This window comes from Sphingomonas degradans (genome assembly GCF_053502645.1).
In genome coordinates this window covers 1,444,139-1,468,295 of sequence record NZ_CP177172.1, presented here as the reverse complement: position 1 = coordinate 1,468,295, position 24,157 = coordinate 1,444,139, and the positions used below count along the sequence as shown (strand labels likewise).

Genomic DNA, 24,157 nt, shown 5'->3' with positions numbered 1-24,157 from the left:
ATGGCATGGGGCACGCTCGCGCGGCGGCGTAATTCGATCGTACCGGGGTTCGGGCTGACGCTCGGCTTCACGCTGATCTGGCTGGGGCTGATCGTACTGATCCCGTTGGGCGCGCTGTTCCTGCGCGCCGCGGGGCTCGGCTGGACGGGGTTTGTCGAGGTCGGTCTGTCGGACCGGGCAATCGCCGCCTATCGGCTGAGCTTCGGCGCGGCGCTGCTCGCGGCGGCGATCAATGCCGTGTTCGGGCTTCTGATCGCATGGATTCTCGTGCGCTATGATTTTCCGGGCAAGCGCATCGTCAGTGCGATCGTCGACCTGCCCTTCGCGATCCCGACCGCCGTGGCCGGCATCGCGCTGACCGCGCTATATGCCCCCAATGGCTGGCTGGGCGCGACGCTGGTGCCGCTGGGGATCAAGGTCGCGTACAGCCCGCTGGGCGTGACGGTGGCGCTGGTGTTCATCGGCCTGCCCTTCGTCGTCCGCTCGGTCGAGCCGGTGCTCGCCGACCTCGGCGCGGATGTGGAGGAGGCGGCGGAGTCGCTGGGCGCGAGCCCGCTCGACACGTTTCGCCGCGTGATCCTGCCCGCGATCCTGCCGTCGCTGCTCACCGGCTTCGCCATGGCGTTTGCGCGCGGGGTGGGTGAATATGGCTCGGTCATCTTCATTGCGGGAAACATGCCCTATGTCTCCGAAATCGCGCCGCTGCTGATTGTGACGCAGCTTGAGCAATATGACTATGCCGGGGCGACGGCGATCGCGGTGGTGATGCTGCTGGCGTCATTCGCGATCCTGCTGGGCATCAACCTGCTCCAGGCATGGACGCGCAGCAGGATGGCCGATTGATGCGCGCGCGTTCTCCCTGGCGCTATGCGCTGCTGGCGCTGGGCTTTGCCTATCTGGCGCTGTTCCTGCTGATGCCGCTGGTGGTCGTGTTCACCGAGGCGCTGAAGGGCGGCCCCGGCGCCTATCTTGCCGCGATCACGGACCCCGACGCGTGGTCCGCGATCCAGCTGACATTGCTGGTCGCCGCCATCGCCGTGCCGCTCAACCTGGTGTTCGGCGTCGCCGCCGCCTGGGCGATCACCAAGTTCCAGTTTCCGGGCAAGAGCTTCCTCATCACGCTGATCGACCTGCCCTTTTCGGTGTCGCCGGTGGTGTCCGGCCTCGTTTTCGTGCTGCTGTTCGGCGCGCAGGGATGGTTCGGCCCCTGGCTGAGCGCGCACGGCGTCGAGATCATCTTTGCGGTCCCTGGCATCGTGCTCGCCACGGTGTTCATCACCTTCCCGTTCATTGCGCGCGAGCTGATCCCGCTGATGACCGAACAGGGCCGCACCGACGAAGAAGCGGCGCTATCGCTTGGCGCCAGTGGCTGGCAGACCTTCTGGCACGTCACGCTGCCCAATATCCGCTGGGCGCTGCTCTACGGCGTGCTGTTGTGCAACGCGCGCGCGATGGGCGAATTCGGCGCGGTGTCGGTCGTGTCGGGCCATATCCGGGGCAAGACCAACACTGTCCCGCTCCAGGTGGAGATATTGTACAATGAATATAATTTCGTCGCGGCCTTCGCCGTCGCGTCGCTGCTGGCACTGCTCGCGCTGGTGACGCTGGTGCTCAAAAGCGTGCTCGAATGGCGCTACGACGTGCATGGGAGGGCCGGACATTGAGCATCCGCCTGGACCATGTGACCAAGCATTTCGGCGAGTATCCCGCGATCCGCGACGTGAGCCTGGAGGCGCATCGCGGCGAATTCCTGGCGCTGCTCGGCCCCTCGGGCTCGGGCAAGACCACGCTGCTGCGGATCATCGCGGGGCTGGAATTCGGCGACGAAGGCACCGTGTCGTTCGACGACGAGGACGTCACCGGGCTGCGCGTGGCGGACCGGCATGTCGGCTTCGTGTTCCAGCATTACGCGCTGTTCAAGCACATGACCGTGGCAGACAACATCGCCTTCGGCCTGAACGTGCGCAAGCGGCGGAACCGCCCCGCCCGTGCCGCGATTGCCGCGCGGGTGGAGGAGTTGCTGGCGCTGGTGCAACTCGCGGGCCTCGGCAAGCGCTATCCCGCGCAGCTTTCGGGCGGCCAGCGGCAGCGCGTGGCGCTGGCCCGCGCGCTGGCCGTCGAGCCACGCCTGCTGCTGCTCGACGAGCCCTTCGGCGCGCTGGATGCGAAAGTGCGCAAGGAGCTGCGCGGCTGGCTGCGCGCGCTGCACGACCAGGTGGGGCTGACGTCGATCTTTGTCACGCATGACCAGGAAGAAGCGCTGGAGCTTGCCGACCGCGTCGTGGTGATGAGCAATGGTCGGATCGAGCAGATCGCGCCGCCGCGCGAAATCTATGAGCGGCCCGCCAACCCCTTTGTGTTCAAGTTCGTCGGGGAATCGAACGAAGTACCGGTCACGGTCGCGAACGGCACGGTGCGCTTTGGCGAGACGGTGCTCGACATTGCCGCACCGGCGGGCGTCGAGGGTGTGGCGAGCCTGTATTTCCGACCGCACGACGCGGAACTGGTCGAAACCGGCGCGGCGCTCTCGGCAAAGGTCACCGCGATCCGTCCGCGCGGCGGCACGCTGCGCGTCGAGGCGAGCGTGGAGGGCCTAGGCCAGCCGCTGGAGTTCGACACCCCGCGCGATGCCGCGCTGTCGATCGGCCAGACGGTTCTGGTCCGGCCGACCCATGCGCATGTCTTCGCTGCGGGCGGCTAGAAGGCGGTCTTGCCGAACACCTGCCGGGTGACCGGATGGCTGGACGAAAGCCCGCCATCCACCACCCATGCCTGCCCGTTGACATAGCTGGCATCGTCGCTGGCGAGGAACAGCGCCACCCGCGCGATTTCCTCGGGCACGCCGGCGCGGCGCAGCGGGTTGAGCTGGCCGAGCTTATCTTCCTTGCCCGCCTCGCGCGCATAATCGAACGCGCGCTGCGTCATCCCCGTTTCGATCAGGCCGGGGCAGATCGCATTGACGCGGACGTTGGAGGTCGCAAGCTGCTGCGCCGCCGTCTGCACCAGATTGATGACCCCCGCCTTGCTCGCGGAATAGGCCGGGCCGCCCGCGCCGGAGCGCAGCCCAGCGACGCTGGCGGTGCACAGGATCGCCCCGCCGCCCCGCGCGACGATGTGCGGCGCGGCATGCTTGATCGCCAGAAACGGCCCGATCAGGTTGACGCGCAGCACTTCGGTCCACAGCTCGACCGAGGAATCGAAAATCCCATCGGCCCCGCCCGAAATGCCCGCATTGGCGTAGAAGACATCGAGCCCGCCAAAGCGCGCGCATGCCGTCGCGACGAGCCGGTCGACATCGGCCTCATTGCCGGCATCCATCCGCACCGCGATCGCGCCATCGATACCGGCTACGGTTTCCTCGACGCTCTCGCTCAGGTCCGCCGCGACGATCTGCCCGCCCTCGGCTGCGAACAGCCGGGCGGTGGCGCGGCCAATGCCCGACCCCGCGCCGGTCACGATGATGGTCTTCCCCGCGAACCGCATCAGATCGTCACTCCCCCGTCGATCACCATCGCCTGTCCCGTCATGAACGCGCTGGCCGCACTGGCCAGATAGACCACCGCGCCGGCAATCTCCTCCGGTTCGCCGATGCGGCGCAGCGGGGTCGTGGCGTTCACCGCCGCCGCCCGCTCAGGGTCTTCCCACAAAGCGCGCGCGAAATCGGTGCGGATCAGGCCGGGCGCGATGCAATTGACGCGGACGTTATCCGGCCCGAACTCGACCGCATAGTTGCGCGCAAGCTGGAAATCCGCCGCCTTGGAGACATTATAGGCGCCGATCACCGGCGATCCGCGCAGGCCACCGATCGACGAGACAATGACGATCGAGCCGGAACGCCGGGCGCGCATTTCGGGCGCCACCATCTGGATCAGCCAGTGGCTGGACAGGATGTTGTTGTCGAGGATCTTGCGGAACTGCTCGTCCGCGATCCCCTCCATCGGGCCGTAATAGGGATTGGATGCGGCGTTGCAGACCAGCACGTCGACCGCGCCGAACGCCGCGCGGGTGGTGTCGACCAGCGCCTGCAATGCCGCCTTGTCGGAGATATTGGCCGCCACCGGGATGGCCGTACCCGCGCCGAAGCGGTCGTTGATCGCCGCCGCCGCAGCGTCGCACGCCCCCTGCTTGCGGCTGGAAATCGCTACCCGCGCCCCTGCTGCCGCCAGCGCCTCCGCCGATGCCAGCCCGATGCCGCGCGACGATCCGGTGACGATCGCCACCTTGCCCGTCAGGTCGAACAACCCGCTCATGCCCCTGCCTCCTGTGCGAAATGCCATGCTGCGGCGGCCAGGCCGGGCAGCTTCTCCACCGTCGCCGCCGCCTGGTCGCTGGAAGCATTGCCATCGAGGATGCGCTTCTTGATCCCCTGCACGATGCCCGTCAGGCGGAACAGGTTGTAGGCGAAATACCAGTTGAGGTCGGGCACGCCGTCGCGGCCGGTCGCGGCGCAATAGCGGGCGACCACCTGTTCCAGCGTCGGGATGCCCGTTTCGGCCCCGGTCAGCCCCTTCACCCCCGACCGCCCCTCCGGCTCGGTCACCCAGCTCATCAGGAAGTAGGAGAAATCGGCCAGCGGATCGCCGAGCGTCGACAGTTCCCAGTCCAGCACCGCCAGGATGCGCGGTTCGGTGGGGGCGAAGATCATGTTGTCGATGCGGAAATCACCGTGCACGATCGCGGTGCGCGTCTGTTCCGGCACGGTGCGCGGGAGCCATTCGATCAGGCGTTCCACCTCGGGCACCTCGTCGGTCTGGCTCGCCCGATATTGTTTGGACCAGCGCGCAACTTGTCGCTCGAAGTAATTGCCGGGCTTACCAAATTCACCGAGACCCGCCGCCGCATAGTCAATCGAATGGAGCGCGGCGAGCGTATCGACGATCGCCTCATAATGCGCAGTCCGGGCCGCCGGGGTCATGTCCGGCAGCGCGCCGTCCCACAGCGTCCGCCCCTCGACCATCTCCATCACGTAAAAGGGCGCGCCGAGCACCCCCGTATCCTCGCACAGCCCATAGGATCGCGCGACCGGGAAGCCGGTGGGATGGAGTGCCCGGATCAGCTGATACTCGCGCTCCACGGCATGGGCGGAGGGCAGGATGGGCCCGAACGGCTTGCGACGCAGGACATAGGATAATCCATCTGCATCAATGCGATATGTCGGATTGCTCTGCCCGCCTGGGAACTTGGTGACTGTGAAGGGGCCCGCAAAGCCCGCCACATTCGCCGCCAGCCAGTCGCCCAGCTTCGCTTCGTCCAGGTCGCTCATGCGAATTCGATCACCGAACGCACGCTGTGCCCGTCGCGCAGCTTTTGCAGCGCATCGTTCACCCCGCGCAGCGGGATGCGCTCCGCGACCATCGTGTCGAGGTCGAGCAGCCCGTCGAGATACATTTGCACCAGACGCGGCATGTCGATCGGGAACCGCGTGCTGCCCAGCAGCGACCCCTGGATTTTCTTGCCGGTCAGGAACGTCGGCCCCGGCAGGCTGACGCTGTTCCCCGGCGCAATCATGCCCAGGATCGTCGCCGTGCCGCCGCGCCGCAGGATGTTCCAGGCAAGCTCGGCGGTGTTGGGCCGCCCGACCGCCTCGATCGCGTAATGCACGCCGCCATCGGTCCGCTTCAGCACGTCCTTGACGATGGTCTCGTCACCGGGGTCGAGCACGTCGGTAGCACCCATTTTCCGGGCGAGTGCGCGCTTCTCCGGCATGGGGTCGATCGCCAGGATCTGCCCCGCGCCGGCGATCTTGGCGGCATTGATCGCCGCCAGCCCGATGCCACCCGCACCGATCACCGCCACGCTCTCGCCGGGCCGCACGCGGCTGTCGTTGAACACTGCCCCCGCGCCGGTAATCACTGCGCAGCCCAGCAGCGCCGCACGATCCAGCGGCATGTCCTTGCTGATCGCGACACAGGCATTTTCGTGCACCAGCATCATCTCGGCAAAGGCCGACAGGTTGAGGAACGGCGCGAGCGGCGTCGTGCCCAGCATCAGCCTGGGGTCCGCACCCGGCGGGCGCCGCGTCGAGGGATCGATGCACAGCGACGGGCGCCCGGTGACGCACATCTCGCACGATCCGCAGAACACCGTGAAAAAGGTTATTACATGGTCGCCCGGCTTCAGATGCGCGACGTCGCTCCCCACCACCTCGACCACGCCCGCGGCTTCGTGCCCCGGCACGGTCGGCACCGGATGCGGGAACGCGCCGTCGACGAAATGCAGGTCCGACCGGCACACCCCCACCGCCGCCGTGCGGATCAGCACTTCGCGCGGGCCGGGCTTGGAGACCTGCACCTCCTCGATCTGGAGCGGCGTCCGGGCCTCGAAGAGGACGGCGGCCTTCACCGGCTGACGCCCAAGTCGCCCGAGCTGGGCCGGTCGGCCTTGGCATCGCCATGCTTGCCGAATTCGGCGCGGGCGATGGCCCGGTTGTGCACTTCATCGGGCCCATCGGCCAGCCGCAGCGTGCGCACGCCGGCCCAATCATCGGCAAGGTAAAAGTCACCCGACACCCCCGCCCCGCCATGCGCCTGGATCGCGTCGTCGATGATCCGCAGCGCCATGGTCGGCGCCTGGACCTTGATCATCGCGATTTCCAGCTGGGCAACCTTGTTGCCCGCCTTGTCCATCATGTCCGCCGCCTTGAGGCACAGCAGCCGCGTCATCTCGATGTCGATCCGTGCGCGGGCAATGCGCTGTTCCCATACCGAATGGTCCGACAGCCGCTTGCCGAAAGCGACCCGGCTGACGAGCCGCCTGGCCATCGCTTCGATCGCCTCTTCGGCCACGCCGATCGTGCGCATGCAGTGGTGGATGCGCCCCGGCCCCAGCCGCCCCTGCGCGATCTCGAACCCACGCCCTTCCCCAAGCAGGATATTGTCCGCCGGCACGCGGACATCCTCCAGCACGATCTCGGCATGGCCATGGGGGGCGTGATCGTACCCAAACACCGAAAGCATCCGCTCGATCTTCACGCCCGGCGCGTCGAGCGGCACCAGGATCATGCTTTGCTGGGCGTGACGCGCGGCGCCGAAATCGGTCTTGCCCATCAGAATTGCAATCTTGCAGCGCGGATCGCCCGCGCCCGACGACCACCATTTGCGGCCGTTGATGACATAATCGTCGCCGTCGCGCGTGATCCGCGTCTCGATGTTCGTAGCGTCGGACGAAGCCACAGCAGGCTCGGTCATCAGGAAGGCGGATCGCATCGCGCCCTCCATCAGCGGCGCGAGCCAGGCGTCCTTCTGCGCGCGGGTGCCATAGCGATGCAGCACCTCCATGTTGCCGGTGTCGGGTGCGGAGCAGTTGAAACACTCCGACGCCCAGCCGATCCGCCCCATCTCCTCGGCGCACAGCGCATATTCGAGGTTGCTCAGCTGCGTGCCGGTGAATTCGAAACTGTCATCGACATGCGCGCGCCCCGACTGGGGCGGCATGAAGAAATTCCACAGGCCGGCCGCCTTGGCCCTGGCCTTGATCTCCTCGATCACGGGCAGGACTTTCCAGCGCTCGCCCTCCGCCTTTTGCGCGTGATACTCGCCATCGCGCGGGCGGATTTCCGCGTCGATGAACGCCTTCACCCGATCGCGGAAATAGGTTTCGCGATCATTCAGCGTGAAGTCCATGACATCCCTCTCCGACAAGCTTTGGGTCCGGCTTAAAGCGTACCGGATATTCGGTAAAGGGTCTTGGACACAGATCAACGCACGAAATCCGCAGCGTTTGGCCAACATTCCCGAATCCCAAAAAATGCGTTTTCGGTTTGTGACGTTTTGGCTAAGCTGCCCGCATGACTCCCGATGACACCCCGCCGACCGAGCGCAGCACCAAGCGGTTTCAGGCGAAGCGCGACGCGATCCTCTCCGCCGCGGCCGAGGCGATCAACGAACAGAGCGCAAAGGGCATGACCTTTGCCGACGTGGCGCGCCGGGTCGGGCTCAACACCACGTCGGTCACCTATTATTTCAAGCGCAAGGAAGACCTGGCGGCGGCGGCGTTCGACCACACGCTGGGGCGGCTGGACGCAATGCTCGACGAAGCGCTGGAAGAGCCCACGCCCGAGGCGCGGGTCGCGCGCTATCTGAACATCAACATGGAACGGCTCGCCCGCATCCGTCGCGGCGAGGAGCGCGACTTTGCGATCCTGTCCGATCTGCGGGCGATGGAAGAGCCGATGAAGAGCCAGCTCATGACCGGCTGGCGCAACGTCTTTCGCAAGACCCGCAGCCTGTGGGGCAAGGAGGGCTCGCGCGCCGAAACCGACCTGCGCGGCGCGCGGGCGCATGTGCTGCTGGAGAACACCTTCTGGCTGACGGCGTGGCTCCCCCGCTACGAAGTCGACGAGTATCCGCGCGTCGAAGCGCGACTAATGGACGTGTTCCGCTCGGGCATCGCCGCGCCGGGGCAGGTTTGGGCGCCGGAGATCTTCGGGCTGGAGCATGACGAGCCCGAGCCGGGGCGCGAGGCGTTCCTGCTCGCGGCCACCCGGCTCATCAACGAACTGGGCTATCGCGGCGCATCGGTGCAGCGCATCGCGTCGGAACTGAATGTCACCAAGGGCAGCTTCTACCACCATCTCGACGCCAAGGACGACCTCGTCACGGCCTGTTACAAGCGCAGCTTCGACATCATCGCCGATGCCCAGCGCCTGGCCGAAAGCCATGCCGGGTCGCATTGGGACCGGCTGGAAAGCACGATCGCGACGCTGCTCGACGTCCAGTTTTCGGAGCGCGGGCCGTTGCTGCGCACCACCGCCCTGTCCGGCCTGCCGCTACAGGTGCGCAGCACGATGATCGATCGATCCAACCGGATTGCGCGCCGCTTTGCCGGCATGTTGTCCGACGGCATCGCCGAAGGATCGATCCGGCCGATCGACCCGCTGGTCGCGTCGCAGGCACTGATGGCGCTGCAGAACGCGGCGTTCGACATGCGCAAATGGGCCGGCACGATGCCGCGCGATCGCGCGGTCGCCTATTACGCATCGACGCTGGCGTTCGGGCTGTTCGACGATCGCGCGCTGGCGGCGTGATCCGCCGACTTGCGCTTCGGGCGCGGTGCCGCTAGGTGGAGGCGCAGTTGGGGAGTAGCTTCCGGCGGATGCCGGGGTAGCGTCAACATACTCGCGCTGCGGCGCGTGGCGCACCGACGGCGATATGCCGCTTAGCAAGACCAGCGCGTTCGGGGCCGAGCCGGCCGACCCGAGTGCGCTGAGCCTTGTCCGGTGGAATCCTGCCCATGACTCCCGTTTCGCTCGCCGTCCTCGCCTTCAGCATGTCCGCCGATGCCTGTGCCGCCGCCGTCGCGCGCGGCGCCGCGCGCCGCCCCAGCATTGGCCAGGCAGTGCGCGCGGGGCTGGTGTTCGGCGCGGTGGAGACCGTGACGCCGATCATCGGCTATGGGCTGGGCTTCCTCGCGGCGGGGCTGGTCGCTGCGGTCGATCACTGGATCGCATTCTTCCTGCTCGCGGCAGTGGGCGGCAAGATGATCTGGGAAGCCGCACGCCGCGATCCCGATGCACCAGCGGAAGAAGGCAGCAAGGCGCGCGGGCTGATCGGGCTTGTCGCCACTGCAATCGGCACCAGCATCGATGCCGCAGCCGTGGGCGTGACCCTTGCGTTTCTGGGGGCGGATATATTGGTGATCGCGCTGGCGATCGGTTGCGCCACCTTTGCCATGGCGACGCTCGGCATGCTCATCGGGCGCGCGGTCGGCGTCCGCTTCGGGTCGGCGGTAGAGTTGCTGGGCGGCGTGGGTCTGATCGCGATCGGCGCGACTATCCTGGCCGAGCACACCGGCTTCCTCGGCTGACGCGAAAACGGGCCCGCGGTTTCCCGCAGGCCCGTCTTGCGCTGGCGTTCAGGTCAGAAGCGCGAGCGCAGCGTCACGCCATAGGTGCGCGGTTCGGCCAGATAGGACGAAAAGATCTGGCGGCCGCCCGGATATTGCGGGTCGGTGAACGGCGCGCCGGTGGCGCCCTCCTGGAACGGCGAGTTGAACGCGACCTGCTGGTAATTCTGGTTGAGCAGGTTTTGTGCCCACAGCTCGATGGCCCATTTCTGCTCGGGCCCGCGGATGCCGATGCGGCCATTCACCAGCGCATAGCTATCCTGTTCCTTTTGCGGGAACAGGTCCGAGCCGGTGTTATAGTCGTCGGTCAGGCGGGTGTCGAAATAGACCAGGCCGCTGAGCCCCGAGCCGCCAAGGTCCGGCGTCCACGACACCGAAGCCGTCGCGACGAATTCCGGCGCGTTGGACAGGTTGTCGCCCGGCAGCTTGCGCAGCGCCTGGTCGAGCGGCGCGCCCGATGCGTTGCCCACCAGCTGCTCGCGATACTTGGTGTCCGAATAGGTCAGGCCAAGCCCGACGCGAAGATCGCGCGCCGGAACCAGCGAGGCTTCGAGTTCGACACCCTGCGACAGCACGCCATAGCCGACATCGCCCGAGCTGCACGCCCCTGTCGTGCCCGCCGCAGCGTTGTAGTTACCCGCCGTGGTGAACTTGCTCTGATCGCGGTCGCCGCCGTTCAGGCCGGTCGTGCAACCATTGATGTTCTGCACCAGGAAGACCGTGCCGTTGAACGTATTGAGCTGGAAGTTCTTGAACTCCTGCCGGAACGCCGCGACGTTGAGGCTGAACGCGCCGGTCGAGTATTTCGCCCCGATTTCGAACGCGTTGACTGTCTCCGGATCGAACTGCAGGCCCCTGGCCAGCGCCTGCGCACCGCCGGCCGAGGCGAAGGTGGCGATCGGCGCCTTGAGCGCGGAGCGATCGAGGTTGAAGCCGCCCGCCTTATAGCCGCGCGAATAGCTGCCGTACACGAGCAGGTCGTCGATCGGTTTCCACGAGACCACGGCGGTGCCGGTGAACTTGTGCTCGCTGCGGCGATCGTTGATCGAAACGCCGTTCAGCTCCGCCGTCGAATTGCCCTGGCACGATAGCCCCACGATCGCATCGACGATCCCGGTCAGTGCCGCGGTGGAGCGTAGCGGCAGCAGCGCCGCCTGGTTCGCGGTGCAGCCAACATTGTCGTTGCCGAAAGTCGCGTCGAACTTCTTGCGCTCATTGGTGTAGCGCACGCCCAGCGTCAGGTCGAAATTCTTCGCCAGATGGACGATGTTGTGCGTGAACAGCGCCCAGTTGCGGCTGTTCTGGAAATAGCGGTCGCTAGTCGTGCCCTTGTTGTTGATCGCGTCCAGCCGATCGAACGCCGCATAGACCAGCGGCGACGCTGCACCGAATGCCGCCGGCCGCGCCGCAAGGCACCCCGCCGACGTTGGGGAATAGAGCGCCGCCAACGCGCTGCCCGAAACGATGCGGCACGTGGCGAAGCGGCCATACTGGTTGCCGAAGCGGAGATTGTCGGTGACGGTGAGGTCCTCGTTCGCGAAGTACCCGCCGATCAGCCAGTCGAGCTTCTCGTCGAACGCCGTGCCCTGGAGCCGCAGTTCCTGGCTGAACGTCTTGAACTCACGCGCATTCCCGCCATCGGCAGCGCGATACAGGATGTCGACATAGCTATAGTCGGTGTCCGAACCCTGGTCCGAATGATATTTACGATAGCCGGTAATCGACGTCAGGTTGGCGCCGCCCAGGTTCCAATCGACCTGGACCGAACCGCCCCAATCCTCGGTCTTGCCGGAATAGCTGCGACCCGGCGTGACATAGATGTCGCGATTATAGCCGTTGGTGAATGCCGCCATCGGCTGGCCCAGGTCGCGCAGCACGCGCACGATGCTGTTCTGCGCCGGATCGTTCAGCCCGCCGATGAACTGGTTCATCGACCCGTTCACATAGGTCGCGGCACAGCAATCCTCGTCGCGCTTGGTATAGTCGCCGATGATGCGGATGCTCAGGTCGCTGGACGGCTCGTACATCAATTGCCCGCGCACGAAATAGCGGTTGCGGTTGTTGATGTCGTTGCCCGTGGGCACGTCGTTATAGAAGCCGTCGCGCTTGTTGTAGACGCCGTCGATCCGCGCGGCGAGCGTGTCGCCCAGCGGCGCGTTCACATAGCCGGACAGGCGGATATTGTTGTAATTGCCATAGGTTGCCTCAGCACCCGCACTGAACGTGGGGGCCGGCGCCTTGCTAACGATGTTGATGAGACCCGCCGAGGCATTGCGCCCGAACAGCGTGCCCTGCGGCCCGCGCAGCACTTCGATGCGCTCGATCTCGCCCAGTTCGTTCAGGCCGATGCCCGAGCGCGAGCGATAGACGCCGTCGATGAACACCGCGACCGAGCTTTCGAGGCCGGGATTGTCGCCCACCGTGCCGATGCCGCGGATACGCGCCGAACCATTGGCTTCGCTGCCGGTCGAGGATACCAGCAGCGAGGGTGCGATCTGGTTGAGTTGCCGGATGTCGTTCGCGCCGCTTTGTTGCAGCGCCTCCGCGCTGATTGCCGACACGGCCAGCGGCACATCCGCCAGGACCTGGGCACGCCCCTGCGCGGTGACGACGATATCGTTGGTATCATAGGTCTCGGGCGTCTGATCCTGCGCCGACTGGCCCCCGGCGGGGGTGGTCTGCGCATGTGCGGGCGCTGCGAGCGCCATGATCAATGCCGGGACCGCACAGGCCGACAAAAGGCGTAGCCGCATAATAGTCTCCTCTCCACCAGGGCTGGAACACTCGACGGGTTCCATACCCTATCCTCGAATAACAACCCTTTCGCTCTATGCCGTCAAGCGTAACAAAGGTTGCAAACTGGGACCTACGTAGAGATGTTGCCTAAAAGACACGGTCGTATCAGGATAAATACAGTGGTTTGTCCGCGCTTTGCCGCTCAATAGCCGTTGAGGCGCGCGAAACGGTCGCGATGCCATGCCGCGTTACCCCACATCGCCTCCAGCACGCGGGCCCGTTTCAAGTAAAATCCCGCGTCATGCTCGTCGGTCATGCCGATTCCGCCGTGGAGCTGCACCATTTCGCGACTCACCAGGTGCAGCGTCTCGCCCGCGACCGCCTTGGCGAGACTGACGTCCTGCCGGACATCGGCTTTCCCGGAATCGATCGCCTCCAGCGCCGCCTCGACCACCGAGCGCATCAGTTCGAGTTCAGTGAACATCTTTGCCATCCGGTGCTGAAGCGCCTGGAACGACGCGAGCACCTGCCCGAACTGGACGCGGGTCTTCAGATAGTCGTTGGTCTGCTGGAACGCGGCCTCGGCCATGCCGAGCATCTCGGCGCAAAGTGCCGCCGCCGCGCGATCGGCGACCCGGCCGATCAGGTCCACGCCGCCTGAAAGCGGCTCGGCCGGCGCCGCATCGAAGCGCAATTCCGCGTGGCTCCGGGAATCGGTGAGGTGGCGGGGCGACCGCGACACACCCGTGTCGCCGGTGACGAGGTACAACCCGTCGGTCGCCGCGACGACGAACAATTGCGCGCTATCGCCCTCCGCGACGAACGCCTTGGTGCCCGACAATTGCCCATTGTCGACCCGCGTGGCGATCTTGTCGGGCGCAAAGCGCGGTCCCTCGTCCACCGCCAGCGTGGCGACGACGTCGCCGGCGGCGATCCGGGGCAGCCACTGCGCCTTCTGCGCCTCCGATCCGCCCAGCAGGATCGCGCTGGTCGCCGCCGCCGTCGCCGCCAGCGGAGTGGCGGTAAGGGTGCGCCCCAGCGCCTCCAGCACTAGACCGAGCGACAGATAGCCCATGCCCGATCCGCCCTGTACCTCTGGCACCAGGATTCCGGCCCAGCCCATTTCGGCCTGTGCGCGCCACGCCGCCGCATCATAACCCGCAGCGGCGCCGGCGTTGCGCATCTTTCGGAATGCAGTGACCGGCGACTCATTGTCCGCCCATTCGCGCGCCATGTCGCGCAGCATCGTCTGTTCTTCGGTCAGGATGGCCATGGGTATTTCCTTGGGTGTCCCGGCCGCGCCGGGAATGCGTTCGACGGGAGCCGCTGGCGCCGGGTTACTGGTGGTCCAGCATCCCCAGGATGCGCTTGGCGATCACGTTGTTCTGGATCTCGCTCGACCCGCCATAGATCGACACCGCCTTGCCGAAGAGCCAGCTGCGGACATCGTGCAGTTCCTCCTCGGTAAAGCCATCGCCTTCCCAGCCGAGCCCGGCGAGTCCGCGGATTTCGATCAGCAGTTCGGACCGCTCCTGCATGATCCGCGCGCCGACATTCTTCATGATCGAGGTTGCCGCCGAGGGCCCCTGGTTGGACTTCGCCTCCTGCGCCGCGCGGCGCAGCGTGAGCATGAAGGCGCGCAGGTCCATGTCGTGGCGAATGATCCGGCTGCGCAGATCGGCATCCGCCAGCCGGCCCTCCGCATCCTCGCCCAGATAGTTTTTGGCGACCTGCGACAGCGGCATGCCCGCGAACATCCGCCCCGCAGCGCCGCCACCACCCGACAGGCTGGACCGTTCGTGCTGGAGCAGCCTCTTGCCGATCGTCCAGCCCTGCCCCTCCTCGCCGACGCGATTGGTCTTGGGTACCTTCACATTGGTGAAGAAGGTCTCGCAAAAGGGCGAGGAGCCCGAAATCAGCCGGATCGGGCGCACTTCGACGCCGGGCGTGTCCATGTCGACGAGCAGGAAGGTGATGCCCTCATGCTTGCGCGTCTTGTCGGTGCGGACGAGCATGAAGCATTTGTCCGCCCATTGGCCGCCACTGGTCCAGGTCTTTTGCCCGTTGACGACATAATGGTCGCCATGGTCCTCGGCAAAGGTCTGGAGCGAGGCAAGGTCCGATCCGGCGCCGGGTTCGGAATAGCCCTGGCACCAGCGCACGGTGCCGTTGGCGATGGCCGGGATATGTTCGCGCTTCTGCGCCTCGCTGCCATATTCGAGCAGCGTCGGGCCGAACATCATCACGCCCATGCCGCCGATCGGGTTCCACGCCCCGATCCGCGCCATTTCCTCCTGGAGCACGCGCGCCTCGGCCCGGCTCAGCCCGCCGCCGCCATAGTCGCGAGGCCAGGTGGGCACACCCCAGCCCTTCTCGCCCATCGCCGCCTGCCACGCATCCTCTTCGGGCGAGTTTTCGTGCGGCCCCTCGACCGCCGACATTGCATTGTCCTTACCCTTCAGCGAGGGCGGGAAATGCGCCGCCAGCCATTCGCGCACATCCGCACGAAAACCGTCGAGCGCGTCGGCCGGCGCTTCGGCATCCAAGGTGGTGGCCATCCTGTCTCTCCCGGAGTCTTCGGTTTAATTAGAAGTTGCGGTATGGCAGCCGCGCCGTCAAGCGCCGTAATTTCCATGGGCCCCGTCCTAACTGCCGCAACCGAAGATGTGCGACTTGCCACTCTATTTTCGAGACTGGCGTATGGAAATCGCCGCACCGCTCGCGTACGCATTGCCGCACCGCTGCGACCAAGGGACCAAGTTTTGACGCCGATTGCAGAGATCATCGCCGCCGCCGAACCCTGTGAAAACGGATTCCGCACGACGGTCCAGCCCGATTGGATGCAGGGACGCACCGCGTTTGGCGGACTGTCCTCCGCGCTGGCGTTGCACGCCGCCACGGCGATCGAGCCCGATTTGCCGCCGCTGCGCTCGGCGCAGGTCGCGTTCATCGGGCCCCTGGCAGGCGACGTGACGATTACCGCGACCCGGCTGCGGCGCGGGCGCAACGCCGCGTTCCTTCAGAGCGATGTCGCGTCCGAGGCGGGGCTGGGGATGCGCGCAACCTTCGTCTTCATGGCGGCGCTGCCCTCGGTGCTCCAGCACGACACCACGGCCGCCGCCCCGATCGCGGCTCCCGCGCCGGATACAGAGGTGTACACGGGGCCGGACAATTTCTTTACGGGCAACTTCAACTTCGTCGATCGCCCGGAGGGGCTGGGACCGGCCGAATGGCTGCGCTGGGCGCGGCTGCGCGGGCGCGAGGGGCTGGACCCGATGGTCGAGCTTATGGCGATCGGCGACGCGCTTCCGCCCGCCGCGTTCAAGCTGATCGGCGATTTCCGCACACCGCTCAGTTCGCTCAACTGGCAGATCAATTTCCTCAACCCCGCACCCCAGACCCGCGACGGCTGGTGGCTGCTCCACGCCCGCGCGGATGCGGCGCATGACGGGTATAGCAGCCAGCGCATGGCGATCTGGAGCAGCGATGGCGAGATGGTGGCCGAAGCGATGCAGGGAGTCGCGATCTTCGGGTAACATGGCGACAAATTGCGACACTTTCCCCCGCGACTGACAAACTGCTGAGACGGAATGCCCCCAGAAAGGCATCCGTCGCGGAAACACCGCCAGTAGAAGACAGGAGTTTGGTCGCATGAAGAAAGCTATGGTCGCAGCGCTGCTGGGCGCATCGCTGCTCGCGGGGAGTGCGAGCGCCTCCCAGACGACGCCCGGCGCTGCCCCCGGAAACCGCCCGCCCCGCCCCGATCCGATGATGCGCGCCGACGCCAACAAGGACGGCATCCTGACGCGCGACGAAGTGATCGCCGACGTCACCGCCACTTTCTCGCGGATCGACGCCAACAAGGACGGGACGATCAGCCCGGACGAGCGCGAAGCCGTGCTGGCGCTGCTCCATGCCGGTCCCGGAGGCCCGCCTCCCGGTGGCCCGCGCGGTCGCCGCGGTCCGGGCGGCCCCGAAGGCCCCCATGGGCCAGGTGCCCCGGATGGCCCCGGCAAGCATCGCATGGACGGCCCCCCGAAGCCCCCCGTGCTGACGATCGAAGAGGCAAAGGCGCAGGCGCTGCGCCGCTTCGACCGGATCGACACCAACCATGACGGCAAGATCGACGCGGCAGAGCGCGAAGCCGCCCATCAGCGGATGCGAGAGATGCGCATGCGCCGCGCCGATCGCGGCCCGGGCGACATGCCCCCGCCGCCGCCCCCGCCCCCTCCGGCCGACGCCTCGAACTGACCGTAGGCCGGATTTTGCCGGGCGGGTCCACTCCTCGATCCGCCCGGCACTTTCTTCCTGCCCATGAATTGGTACGTTGCCCCGATGTCAGACCTGCCCCACCTCCTCCTCGTCGATGACGAGCGCTCGATCCGCGAACCGCTGGCTCAATATCTGAGCAAGCAGGGGTTTCGCGTGACGCAGGCAGGCGATGCCGAGGGCGCACGCGCGCGGATGAGCGCCTATGCGATCGACCTCGTCATCCTCGACATCATGATGCCCGGCGAAGACGGGCTGAGCCTGTGCCGCCACATTCGCGCAACCAGCGAGACGCCCGTGATCCTGCTGACCGCGCGCAGCGAAGAGACGGAGCGCATCGTCGGGCTCGAAATGGGCGCCGACGATTATGTGGTGAAGCCCTTTTCCCCGCGCGAGCTGGCCGCGCGGATCAAGGTCGTGCTGCGCCGCATGGCCGCCGGCGGGACCAAGCAGCACGCGCCCGAAAGCGGCAGCTTTGCGTTCGCCGGATGGGTGCTCAAGACCGGCGAGCGTGCGCTGGTCGATCGCGAAGGCGTGTCGGTGCCGCTGTCCACGGGCGAATATAATTTGCTCCACGCTCTGGTCACGCGCCCGCGCCAGGTGCTGACGCGCGACCAGCTTCTCGACCTGACGCAAGGGCGCGAGGCGGCGGCGTTCGATCGCGCGATCGACAACCAGGTCAGCCGGCTGCGCAAGAAGATGGAGGCGGACGCCAAGAACCCGTCGATCATCAAGACCGTATGGGGCGGCGGCTATACGCTCGCCGCCGAAGTGACTCGCCTGTGAGCGCGCTGTCGGCGGCACCGCCGATGATCCGCCGCTTTCTTCCCACCAGCCTGGCCGGACAGATCGCGGTCCTGGTCGCGATCGCGCTGTTTGTCGCACAGGCGATCAATTTCGGGCTGTTGCTGCGCGAGCGACGCAATGCGCGGTTCGCCCAGTTCATCGTGCCCACTGTGACGAGGCTCGCCGACGCGTCCGAACGGATGACGCTGCCGCCCGAGGGGCCGGGCGCGCCGCCGCTGCGGATCGAGCGCGAGGGCGCGCGCGTGTTCCGCTCCGATCCGCGTACGCGGGTCCAGATCCATGCCGAGAATCCGATCCCGCCGCCCGCGCCGCGCCGCGCGGACCTGGAGCGCGATGTCCGCCAAGGCCTCACGGACGCCGGGATAGGCTTTGGCGACGTGATCGCGTCTGTACGGCCCGTCGACGAACCGCAGCTGCGCCGGATGAACCCGGTACGCGCCGAGCGCCTCCGCCGGCTGGGCGCCGAACTGGAAATCGCTGTCGAAATCCCCGGCAAGGGCTGGCTGGCGCTGCGAACACCCTGGCCGCGTGTCGAGGGGTCGCTGATCTGGCAGCTGCTCGCGCAGACGCTGATACTGTATATCGTGGTGCTGATCCCGGTGCTGGTCGCCGGGCGCCGCATCGCACTGCCGCTGCGCAGGCTGGCAACGGCGGCGCGGGCATTCCGCCCCGGTGACGGCACGCCGCCGCTCGCCGAGGAGGGGCCCGGCGACGTGCGCGCAGTGATCGGCGCCTATAACGCGCTCAGCCTGCGCGTGAACGCGATGATCGACGAAAAGGACCGGATGCTGGGCGCGATCGGCCACGATCTGCGCACACCGCTGGCCGCACTGCGCGTGCGGATCGAATCGGTCGAGGATGACGACGACCGCAATCGGATGGCCGACACGATCGACGAAATGAACCGCACGCTGGACGACATCCTGTCGCTCGCGCGGCTGGGCCGGCCCAGCGAGCCGCCTACCGATGTCGATCTGTCGGCGCTGATCGACGCGGTGGTCGAGGATTTTCGCGATCTCGACCACGCAGTGAGCTTCGAAGAAGCGCCGCGGCTCAAGATGCGGATGCGCCCGTCGCTGATGCGTCGCGCAGTGCGCAACCTGATCGAGAACGCCGTCAAGTATGCCGGCGGGGCGGAAGTGCGGCTGGTTCCCGGCGATACGAGCGTCGCGATTGAAGTCACCGATCGCGGCCCGGGCATCCCTGCGGACAAGCTGAACGCGGTGTTCGATCCGTTTACCCGGCTTGAGACGTCGCGGAATCGCGACACCGGCGGCATCGGGCTGGGGCTGGCACTTGCGCGGGCGATCGTGTCCGACGCCGGCGGCGAAGTGACGCTCGCCAATCGCGAGGACGGCGGCCTGCTGGCCACGATCCGGCTGCCGCGCAGCTGAGAGGCCGTTTGAAATTCGCGAAAGAGCGAATTTCAGCGCGGCGCCGGCCCGCTCCCCCACCCGGCCACCCAACACCAGTATCCTATGGGTGGCCGGGTGGGGGAGCGGGCCGGCGCCGCGAAATGCGCATCAGCGCGTGTCCAAACAGACTCTGACGCGCATACGAAAAGGGCCGGGAAACCCCGGCCCTTTCCTGTTCTGTCGATGCCGCTCCGAATGGAGCAGGCGCCGGATCAGCCGACGATTTCTTCCGGCTTGAAGAAGAACGCGATTTCGATCGCGGCATTCTCTTCGCTGTCCGAACCATGGACCGAGTTCGCCTCGATCGATTCGGCCAGTTCCTTGCGGATCGTGCCGGGCTCGGCGTTCGCCGGGTTGGTCGCGCCCATGATGTCGCGGTTCGCTTGCACGGCGTTCTCGCCTTCCAGAACCTGCACGACCACCGGGCCGGAGATCATGAACTCAACGAGGTCGTTGAAGAAGGGACGCTCACGGTGCACGCCGTAAAAGCCCTCGGCCTGTTCGCGGGTCATCTGGATGCGCTTGGAAGCGACGACGCGGAGGCCCGCTTCTTCCAGCATCTTGGTGACGGCGCCGGTCAGGTTGCGGCGGGTTGCATCGGGCTTGATGATCGAAAAGGTCCGGGTCGCGGCCATGGCCGTGCGGCTCCTGTGTTTTAAGGTTGGGAGAAAGTCGCGGCTCCCCTAGTCCGCAGGGCGATCGGATGCAAGCGGCACCATCCCGCGCCCTTCGCCGACATGTCCCATCAGGCGACTTTTTCCCATTTGCCGGAGTCGTTCTGCTTCCAGTAATTGCGCTCCGCCTCGGGATGTGCGGCCAGCGCCCGCCACGCCGCGCGCGCCTCGGCGATGCGGTCCTCGTCGAAAAAGTGAAAGACGCGGTCGAAACTCAGGGCGTCGTCGCGCCAGACGCCATCGGCCAGCGCGACGTTGCGCGCGCCGTTGGCGGCAGTCACCGCCTCTGCGATCAGCACCGGCTGGCGGGCATCGTCCTCGCCCCCCTCCTGGGCATGGGGCAGGAAGCTCTCCGCCGAATAGGTCCATAAAAGCTGGTCGAGCGCCGCGCGACGATCTGCGCTGTCCGCAACAACCAGCAACCGGCCGCCGCCAGCCACGACTTTTTCGGCGATTTGCGGCAATACCCGTTCGAGCGGGCGCTGGGTGAGGTGGTAGAAATCGACTTTCATGGGCTCCTGTTAGCCTTTCGGAGCGTTCGGGCCAACGCGCACGACATTGCGGTGCCGCAACCGCTGCGATAGGGCGGGTATCCGCGTGCCGGGGAGTAGAAGAAAAGGTGGGAATGGTCGTTTCGCGCAAGGCCTTGATGGTGTCGGCCGCGCTTGGGCTGTGCCTTGCGGCACAAGCCCGGGCTCAGGAGACGGCAGACCCGCGCCAGTCGCCCGCCCGGCAACCCGATCTGGCGCAGGCGCCCGCGCCGGCGCAGGACGTGCCCGCCGCGGATCTCCAGGATCGCCCCGCCGATCCGGCGCCGCCGCTGGCGACCGCCAGCTCGGACGATCCCAACGAGATCCAGTTCAACGCCGACCAGCTCGATTATGATTACGAGAACGAGGTCGTCACCGCGAATGGCGACGTGCGCCTGTATCGCCAGAGCGACCGCCTGCGTGCAGACCGCGTGGTGTGGAACCGCAAGACCGGCCAGGTGGTGGCCGAGGGCAATATCGTCATCATCAATCCGGAAGGCGACGCCGCCTATGGCGACCGGATCGAACTGACCGACACGCTGAAGGACGGTGTGGTCCAGAACATGCTCGTCGTGCTCGACGCCGGCGGGCGCATCGCCGCGCGCAGCGGCCGCCGCGACAACGGCATCGTTACGGTGGAGAACGCCGCCTACACGCCCTGCGCCGTTACCGACACGACCGGCTGCCCCAAGGAGCCGTCGTGGAAGATCACCGCGAAGCACGTGGTCTACAATCCGGCCCGCGGCCGCATCCGCTACACCGGCGCGCGCATCTCGGTGTTCAACATCGCGACGATCCCCCTCCCTGCCTTTTCGCACCCGGTGGGCGGCAAGAGCGACGACGGATTCCTGACCCCGGACCTGCGCTACAGCCGTACAAACGGCTTTCAGATCGCCCTGCCCTATTTCTTCAGCCTTGCGCCCAATCGCGACCTGACGATCACGCCGCGCGTGTACAGCGGTACGCTGCCGATGCTCCAGGCCGAGTATCGCGCGCTTACGGGCTCGGGAGCGTATCGGATCACCGGCTACGGCACGTACAGCCGACGCGCCGACGACCTGACCGTACCCGTCACGGACGCCACTTCGCGGAACGACTTTCGCGGCTATCTGGACGCCGTGAGCCGCTATCAACTCGATCCGAACTGGAGCGCCAGCGCGTCGTTTCGCCTGACCACCGACCGGACGTTCCTGCGCCGCTATGATATCTCGCGCGACGACCGGCTGCGGAACAACCTGCGCGTCGAGCGAATCGACCAGGACAGCTATTTCTCGATCAACGCCTGGGCCGTGCAGACGCTGCGCGTCGGCGACAGGCAGGGTATGCAGCCGGTGGCGCTGCCCGAAATCGATTATCGCCGCAGGCTGGACGAGAACATCGTCGGCGGCCGCATCGAGCTTCAGCTCAACACGCTCGCGATCGCGCGCTCGGAAGGCCAGGATTCGCAGCGTGCCTTTGCGAGCGCGCAGTGGAACCTGCGGCGGCTCACCGCGTGGGGCCAGGAAATCACGCTGACCGCCTATGGCCGGGCGGATGCGTACAACACGCATGACACCTTGCTGACGACGGTGGAGAGCTATCGCGGGCTCGAGGGATTCCAGTTCCGGGGCGTCGGTGCAGTGGCCGCCGACATGAAATGGCCGTTCGTGGGCGATTTCCTGGGCGGCACCCAGCGCATCTCGCCGCGCGTGCAGATCGTCGGCGCGCCGCGCGTCAAGAACCTCGAAGTGCCGAACGAGGACGCCCGTGCGGTCGACCTGGAGGATTCCAACCTTTTCGCGCTGAACCGCTTCCCCGGTTACGACCGGTTCGACGATTCGAGCCGCGTGACCTGGGGCCTCGACTACGCACTGTACCTGCCGGGGTTCAGCATCGACGCCAATGTCGGCCAAAGCTATCGCCTGACGACCTCGCCCGGTGTGTTCCCGGAAGGGACAGGGTTGTCCGGCCGGGTTTCGGACATCGTCGGGCGTACGGTGGTGCGGTTCCGCGACTTCATTTCCTTCACGCACCGATATCGGCTCGACAAGGACAACTTCGCCGTCCGCCGCAACGAGATCGACGCCACGGTCGGCTCGCGCAACACCTATGTCGAAGTCGGCTATCTTCGGCTCAACCGCGACATCGACGCGTCGCTGGAGGACCTGCAGGATCGCGAGGAAGCCCGGCTTGGCGCCCGCGTCCAGCTTGCCCGCTTCTGGTCCGTCTCCGGCTCGATCCTGATCGACCTGACCAATCGGCAGGAAGACATATTGTCGCAATCCGACGGGTTCGAGCCGGTGCGCCATCGCCTGGGCGTCAGTTACGAGGATGATTGCCTTCGCCTGGGCCTGACGTGGAAGCGCGACTATGCGACCACCGGCGATGCCCAGCGGGGCAACAGCTTCCTTTTGTCGCTGGCGTTCAAGAACCTTGGCCGCTAGTTTCGCGGTCGCAAGGAGCCGCCGCTAAGCCTTGGTTCAGGCACAATTGGCAAGTAAGCGGCTCGATCTCCGGATGGATGAGGGTACGGGTTCACGTGAACATTGGTGTTGCAAAGGCGGCCCGCTTCGGCCGCAAAGCCGTTCTGGCACTTGGCGTTGCGGGTCTCGCGTCGATCGGCATGGCCCAGACTGTGCCGGATCAGCAGGTGCCGAACACCGGCCTTGACCTGCCGGCGAACCTCCAGATCTTCGGCAAGGCCGACCCCAACATCCGCAAGCCGACGGCGATCGTGAACGACCTGGTCATCACGGGCACGGACGTGGACCAGCGCGTCGCGCTGATCGTCGGGCTGAACAAGCTCGCCGTGAAGCCGGAGGAGCGCGATCAGCTGCGCCTCACCGTGCTGCGCCAGCTGATCGACGAGACGCTCCAGATCCAGGAGGCCAAGGCCAACGAGATCACCGTCGATCCCAAGGAAATCGATTCCAGCTTCTCCAGCGTCGCCAAGCGTTTCAACAACACGCCGGACCAGTTCCGTGCGATGCTGAAGCAGATCGGCTCGTCCGAACGCTCGGTGCGCCGCCAGATCGAGGGCGATCTTGCCTGGAACCGCCTGCTGCGCCGCCGCGTCAACGTGAACGTGAGCGAGCTGGAAGTGAAGGCGATGATCGATCGCATGATGGCCCAGAAGGGCAGCGACGAATATCACGTGTACGAGATCTACATGAACGCGACGCCCGATCGCGAGCAGGAGGTCTTCACCGCGATGCAGAAGATGATCCAGCAGATGCGCGAAGGCGCGCCGTTCGATTATCTAGCCAAGACCTATTCGGAGGCATCGACCAAGTCGGTCGGCGGTGATCTGGGCTGGATCCGCCCCGGCATGCTGCCCGACGCGCTGGCGCAGGCCGCGCAGGAAATGCAGGCTGGGCAGGTCGCGGGGCCGATCAAGCTGCCCACGGGCTTCTCGATCCTGTACCTCGCCGAAAAGCGCCAGGTGCTGATGCCCGACGCGCGGGACGCCAAGCTGAGCCTGCGCCAGCTGACAATCACCTTCCCCAAGGGGATGACCGAGGCGCAGGCGACCGGGCGCGCCGGCAAGTTCGCGGAAGCGACGCGCACGATCAAGGGCTGCGGCGACGTCGCCAAGGTCGCGGCGGCGGAAAATGCCGAAGTCGTCGACCGCGACGGCATCGTCATCCGCGACTTGCCGCCGGCGCTCCAGACGCTGATCCTGCCGCTCCAGATCGGCCAGTCGACCCAACCCTTCGGCTCGGTCGAGGATGGCGTGCGCGTGCTGGTGATCTGCGGGCGTGACGATCCCAAGGACGTCAACATGCCGTCGGTCGAGGCGATCCAGTCGCAGCTCGAAGAAGAGCGCGTGAACCTGCGTGCCCAGCGGATGCTGCGCGACCTGCGCCGCGACGCGCTGATCGAGTATCGCTGACATCGTGGCCGA

General features: G+C 66.4%; 21 protein-coding genes. 11 read left to right on the top strand and 10 right to left on the bottom strand.

All coding sequences use genetic code 11. The features are described from left to right. The 3 genes from cysT to ACG3SL_RS06495 are packed head-to-tail and all read left to right on the top strand — an operon-like array spanning position 1 to position 2,701. Complete coding sequence (cysT, locus tag ACG3SL_RS06505; RefSeq protein ID WP_448664324.1) at positions 1-843, top strand: sulfate ABC transporter permease subunit CysT; 843 nt, start codon at positions 1-3, stop codon at positions 841-843. Further along, positions 843-1,664 carry a sulfate ABC transporter permease subunit CysW gene (gene cysW, locus ACG3SL_RS06500; RefSeq protein ID WP_448664323.1) on the top strand — a complete coding sequence of 274 codons (822 nt, stop codon included), beginning with the start codon at positions 843-845 and terminating at the stop codon, positions 1,662-1,664. The genes cysT and cysW overlap by 1 nt, the downstream gene beginning before the upstream one ends. Beyond that, complete coding sequence (locus ACG3SL_RS06495) at positions 1,661-2,701, top strand: sulfate/molybdate ABC transporter ATP-binding protein (RefSeq protein ID WP_448664322.1); 1,041 nt, start codon at positions 1,661-1,663, stop codon at positions 2,699-2,701. The genes cysW and ACG3SL_RS06495 overlap by 4 nt, the downstream gene beginning before the upstream one ends. On the opposite strand, the gene ACG3SL_RS06490 is transcribed toward ACG3SL_RS06495, so the two are convergent. Genes ACG3SL_RS06490 through ACG3SL_RS06470 form a run of 5 tightly spaced genes read right to left on the bottom strand, consistent with a single transcriptional unit; the run spans position 2,698 to position 7,622 of the window. Continuing rightward, the gene (locus ACG3SL_RS06490) at positions 2,698-3,483 is read right to left on the bottom strand and encodes an SDR family NAD(P)-dependent oxidoreductase (RefSeq protein ID WP_448664321.1); all 786 of its coding nucleotides are present in this window, start codon (positions 3,481-3,483) and stop codon (positions 2,698-2,700) included. The two genes, ACG3SL_RS06495 and ACG3SL_RS06490, sit on opposite strands and share 4 nt — an antisense overlap. Continuing rightward, positions 3,483-4,250: an SDR family oxidoreductase gene (locus tag ACG3SL_RS06485; RefSeq protein ID WP_448664320.1), complete on the bottom strand. Its 768-nt coding sequence runs from the start codon at positions 4,248-4,250 to the stop codon at positions 3,483-3,485. Before ACG3SL_RS06485 ends, ACG3SL_RS06490 begins: the two co-directional genes overlap by 1 nt. Beyond that, on the bottom strand, positions 4,247-5,263 hold the full coding sequence (locus ACG3SL_RS06480; protein WP_448664319.1) for a phosphotransferase family protein: 1,017 nt from the start codon (positions 5,261-5,263) through the stop codon (positions 4,247-4,249). The genes ACG3SL_RS06485 and ACG3SL_RS06480 overlap by 4 nt, the downstream gene beginning before the upstream one ends. Continuing rightward, positions 5,260-6,342, bottom strand: coding sequence for a Zn-dependent alcohol dehydrogenase (locus ACG3SL_RS06475; protein ID WP_448664318.1), 1,083 nt, complete (start codon positions 6,340-6,342; stop codon positions 5,260-5,262). Before ACG3SL_RS06475 ends, ACG3SL_RS06480 begins: the two co-directional genes overlap by 4 nt. Next, a complete protein-coding gene (locus tag ACG3SL_RS06470; RefSeq protein ID WP_448664317.1) occupies positions 6,339-7,622 on the bottom strand; it encodes an acyl-CoA dehydrogenase family protein in 1,284 nt (427 codons plus the stop codon). The genes ACG3SL_RS06475 and ACG3SL_RS06470 overlap by 4 nt, the downstream gene beginning before the upstream one ends. A gap of 164 nt (positions 7,623-7,786) precedes the next feature. Between ACG3SL_RS06470 and ACG3SL_RS06465 the strand changes: the two genes are divergently transcribed. Next, complete coding sequence (locus tag ACG3SL_RS06465; protein ID WP_448664316.1) at positions 7,787-9,025, top strand: TetR/AcrR family transcriptional regulator; 1,239 nt, start codon at positions 7,787-7,789, stop codon at positions 9,023-9,025. A 206-nt stretch (positions 9,026-9,231) separates the two neighbouring features. Further along, entirely contained in the window at positions 9,232-9,804 is a 573-nt protein-coding gene (locus ACG3SL_RS06460) for a manganese efflux pump MntP (RefSeq protein WP_448664315.1), read from the top strand. 53 nt (positions 9,805-9,857) lie between these two features. On the opposite strand, the gene ACG3SL_RS06455 is transcribed toward ACG3SL_RS06460, so the two are convergent. From ACG3SL_RS06455 to ACG3SL_RS06445, 3 genes are all read right to left on the bottom strand, one after another. Next, positions 9,858-12,596: a TonB-dependent receptor gene (locus tag ACG3SL_RS06455; protein ID WP_448664314.1), complete on the bottom strand. Its 2,739-nt coding sequence runs from the start codon at positions 12,594-12,596 to the stop codon at positions 9,858-9,860. Between the two features lie 185 nt (positions 12,597-12,781). Then, entirely contained in the window at positions 12,782-13,852 is a 1,071-nt protein-coding gene (locus ACG3SL_RS06450) for an acyl-CoA dehydrogenase family protein (RefSeq protein WP_448664313.1), read from the bottom strand. Between the two features lie 64 nt (positions 13,853-13,916). Beyond that, the gene (locus ACG3SL_RS06445; protein ID WP_448664312.1) at positions 13,917-15,137 is read right to left on the bottom strand and encodes an acyl-CoA dehydrogenase family protein; all 1,221 of its coding nucleotides are present in this window, start codon (positions 15,135-15,137) and stop codon (positions 13,917-13,919) included. A gap of 204 nt (positions 15,138-15,341) precedes the next feature. Between ACG3SL_RS06445 and ACG3SL_RS06440 the strand changes: the two genes are divergently transcribed. The 4 genes from ACG3SL_RS06440 (at position 15,342) to ACG3SL_RS06425 (ending at position 19,049) form a co-directional block, all read left to right on the top strand. After that, the gene (locus ACG3SL_RS06440; protein WP_448664311.1) at positions 15,342-16,115 is read left to right on the top strand and encodes a thioesterase family protein; all 774 of its coding nucleotides are present in this window, start codon (positions 15,342-15,344) and stop codon (positions 16,113-16,115) included. A gap of 115 nt (positions 16,116-16,230) precedes the next feature. Further along, on the top strand, positions 16,231-16,830 hold the full coding sequence (locus tag ACG3SL_RS06435) for an EF-hand domain-containing protein (RefSeq protein ID WP_448664310.1): 600 nt from the start codon (positions 16,231-16,233) through the stop codon (positions 16,828-16,830). Positions 16,831-16,914: 84 nt separating this feature from the next. Beyond that, entirely contained in the window at positions 16,915-17,634 is a 720-nt protein-coding gene (locus ACG3SL_RS06430) for a response regulator (RefSeq protein ID WP_448664309.1), read from the top strand. A 23-nt stretch (positions 17,635-17,657) separates the two neighbouring features. Next, positions 17,658-19,049, top strand: coding sequence for a sensor histidine kinase (locus ACG3SL_RS06425; protein ID WP_448665084.1), 1,392 nt, complete (start codon positions 17,658-17,660; stop codon positions 19,047-19,049). A 233-nt stretch (positions 19,050-19,282) separates the two neighbouring features. On the opposite strand, the gene ndk is transcribed toward ACG3SL_RS06425, so the two are convergent. Beyond that, a complete protein-coding gene (gene ndk / locus ACG3SL_RS06420) occupies positions 19,283-19,705 on the bottom strand; it encodes a nucleoside-diphosphate kinase (RefSeq protein ID WP_448664308.1) in 423 nt (140 codons plus the stop codon). A 110-nt stretch (positions 19,706-19,815) separates the two neighbouring features. Next, positions 19,816-20,256 (bottom strand): DNA polymerase III subunit chi, encoded by a 441-nt coding sequence (locus ACG3SL_RS06415; protein WP_448664307.1) that lies wholly within the window; start codon positions 20,254-20,256, stop codon positions 19,816-19,818. Positions 20,257-20,369: 113 nt separating this feature from the next. On the opposite strand from ACG3SL_RS06415, the gene ACG3SL_RS06410 reads away from it, so the two are divergent. Together ACG3SL_RS06410 and ACG3SL_RS06405 are read left to right on the top strand one after the other, a co-directional pair. Then, entirely contained in the window at positions 20,370-22,697 is a 2,328-nt protein-coding gene (locus ACG3SL_RS06410; RefSeq protein ID WP_448664306.1) for an LPS-assembly protein LptD, read from the top strand. A gap of 77 nt (positions 22,698-22,774) precedes the next feature. Further along, positions 22,775-24,145: a peptidylprolyl isomerase gene (locus ACG3SL_RS06405; protein ID WP_448664305.1), complete on the top strand. Its 1,371-nt coding sequence runs from the start codon at positions 22,775-22,777 to the stop codon at positions 24,143-24,145. Positions 24,146-24,157 lie beyond the last annotated feature (12 nt).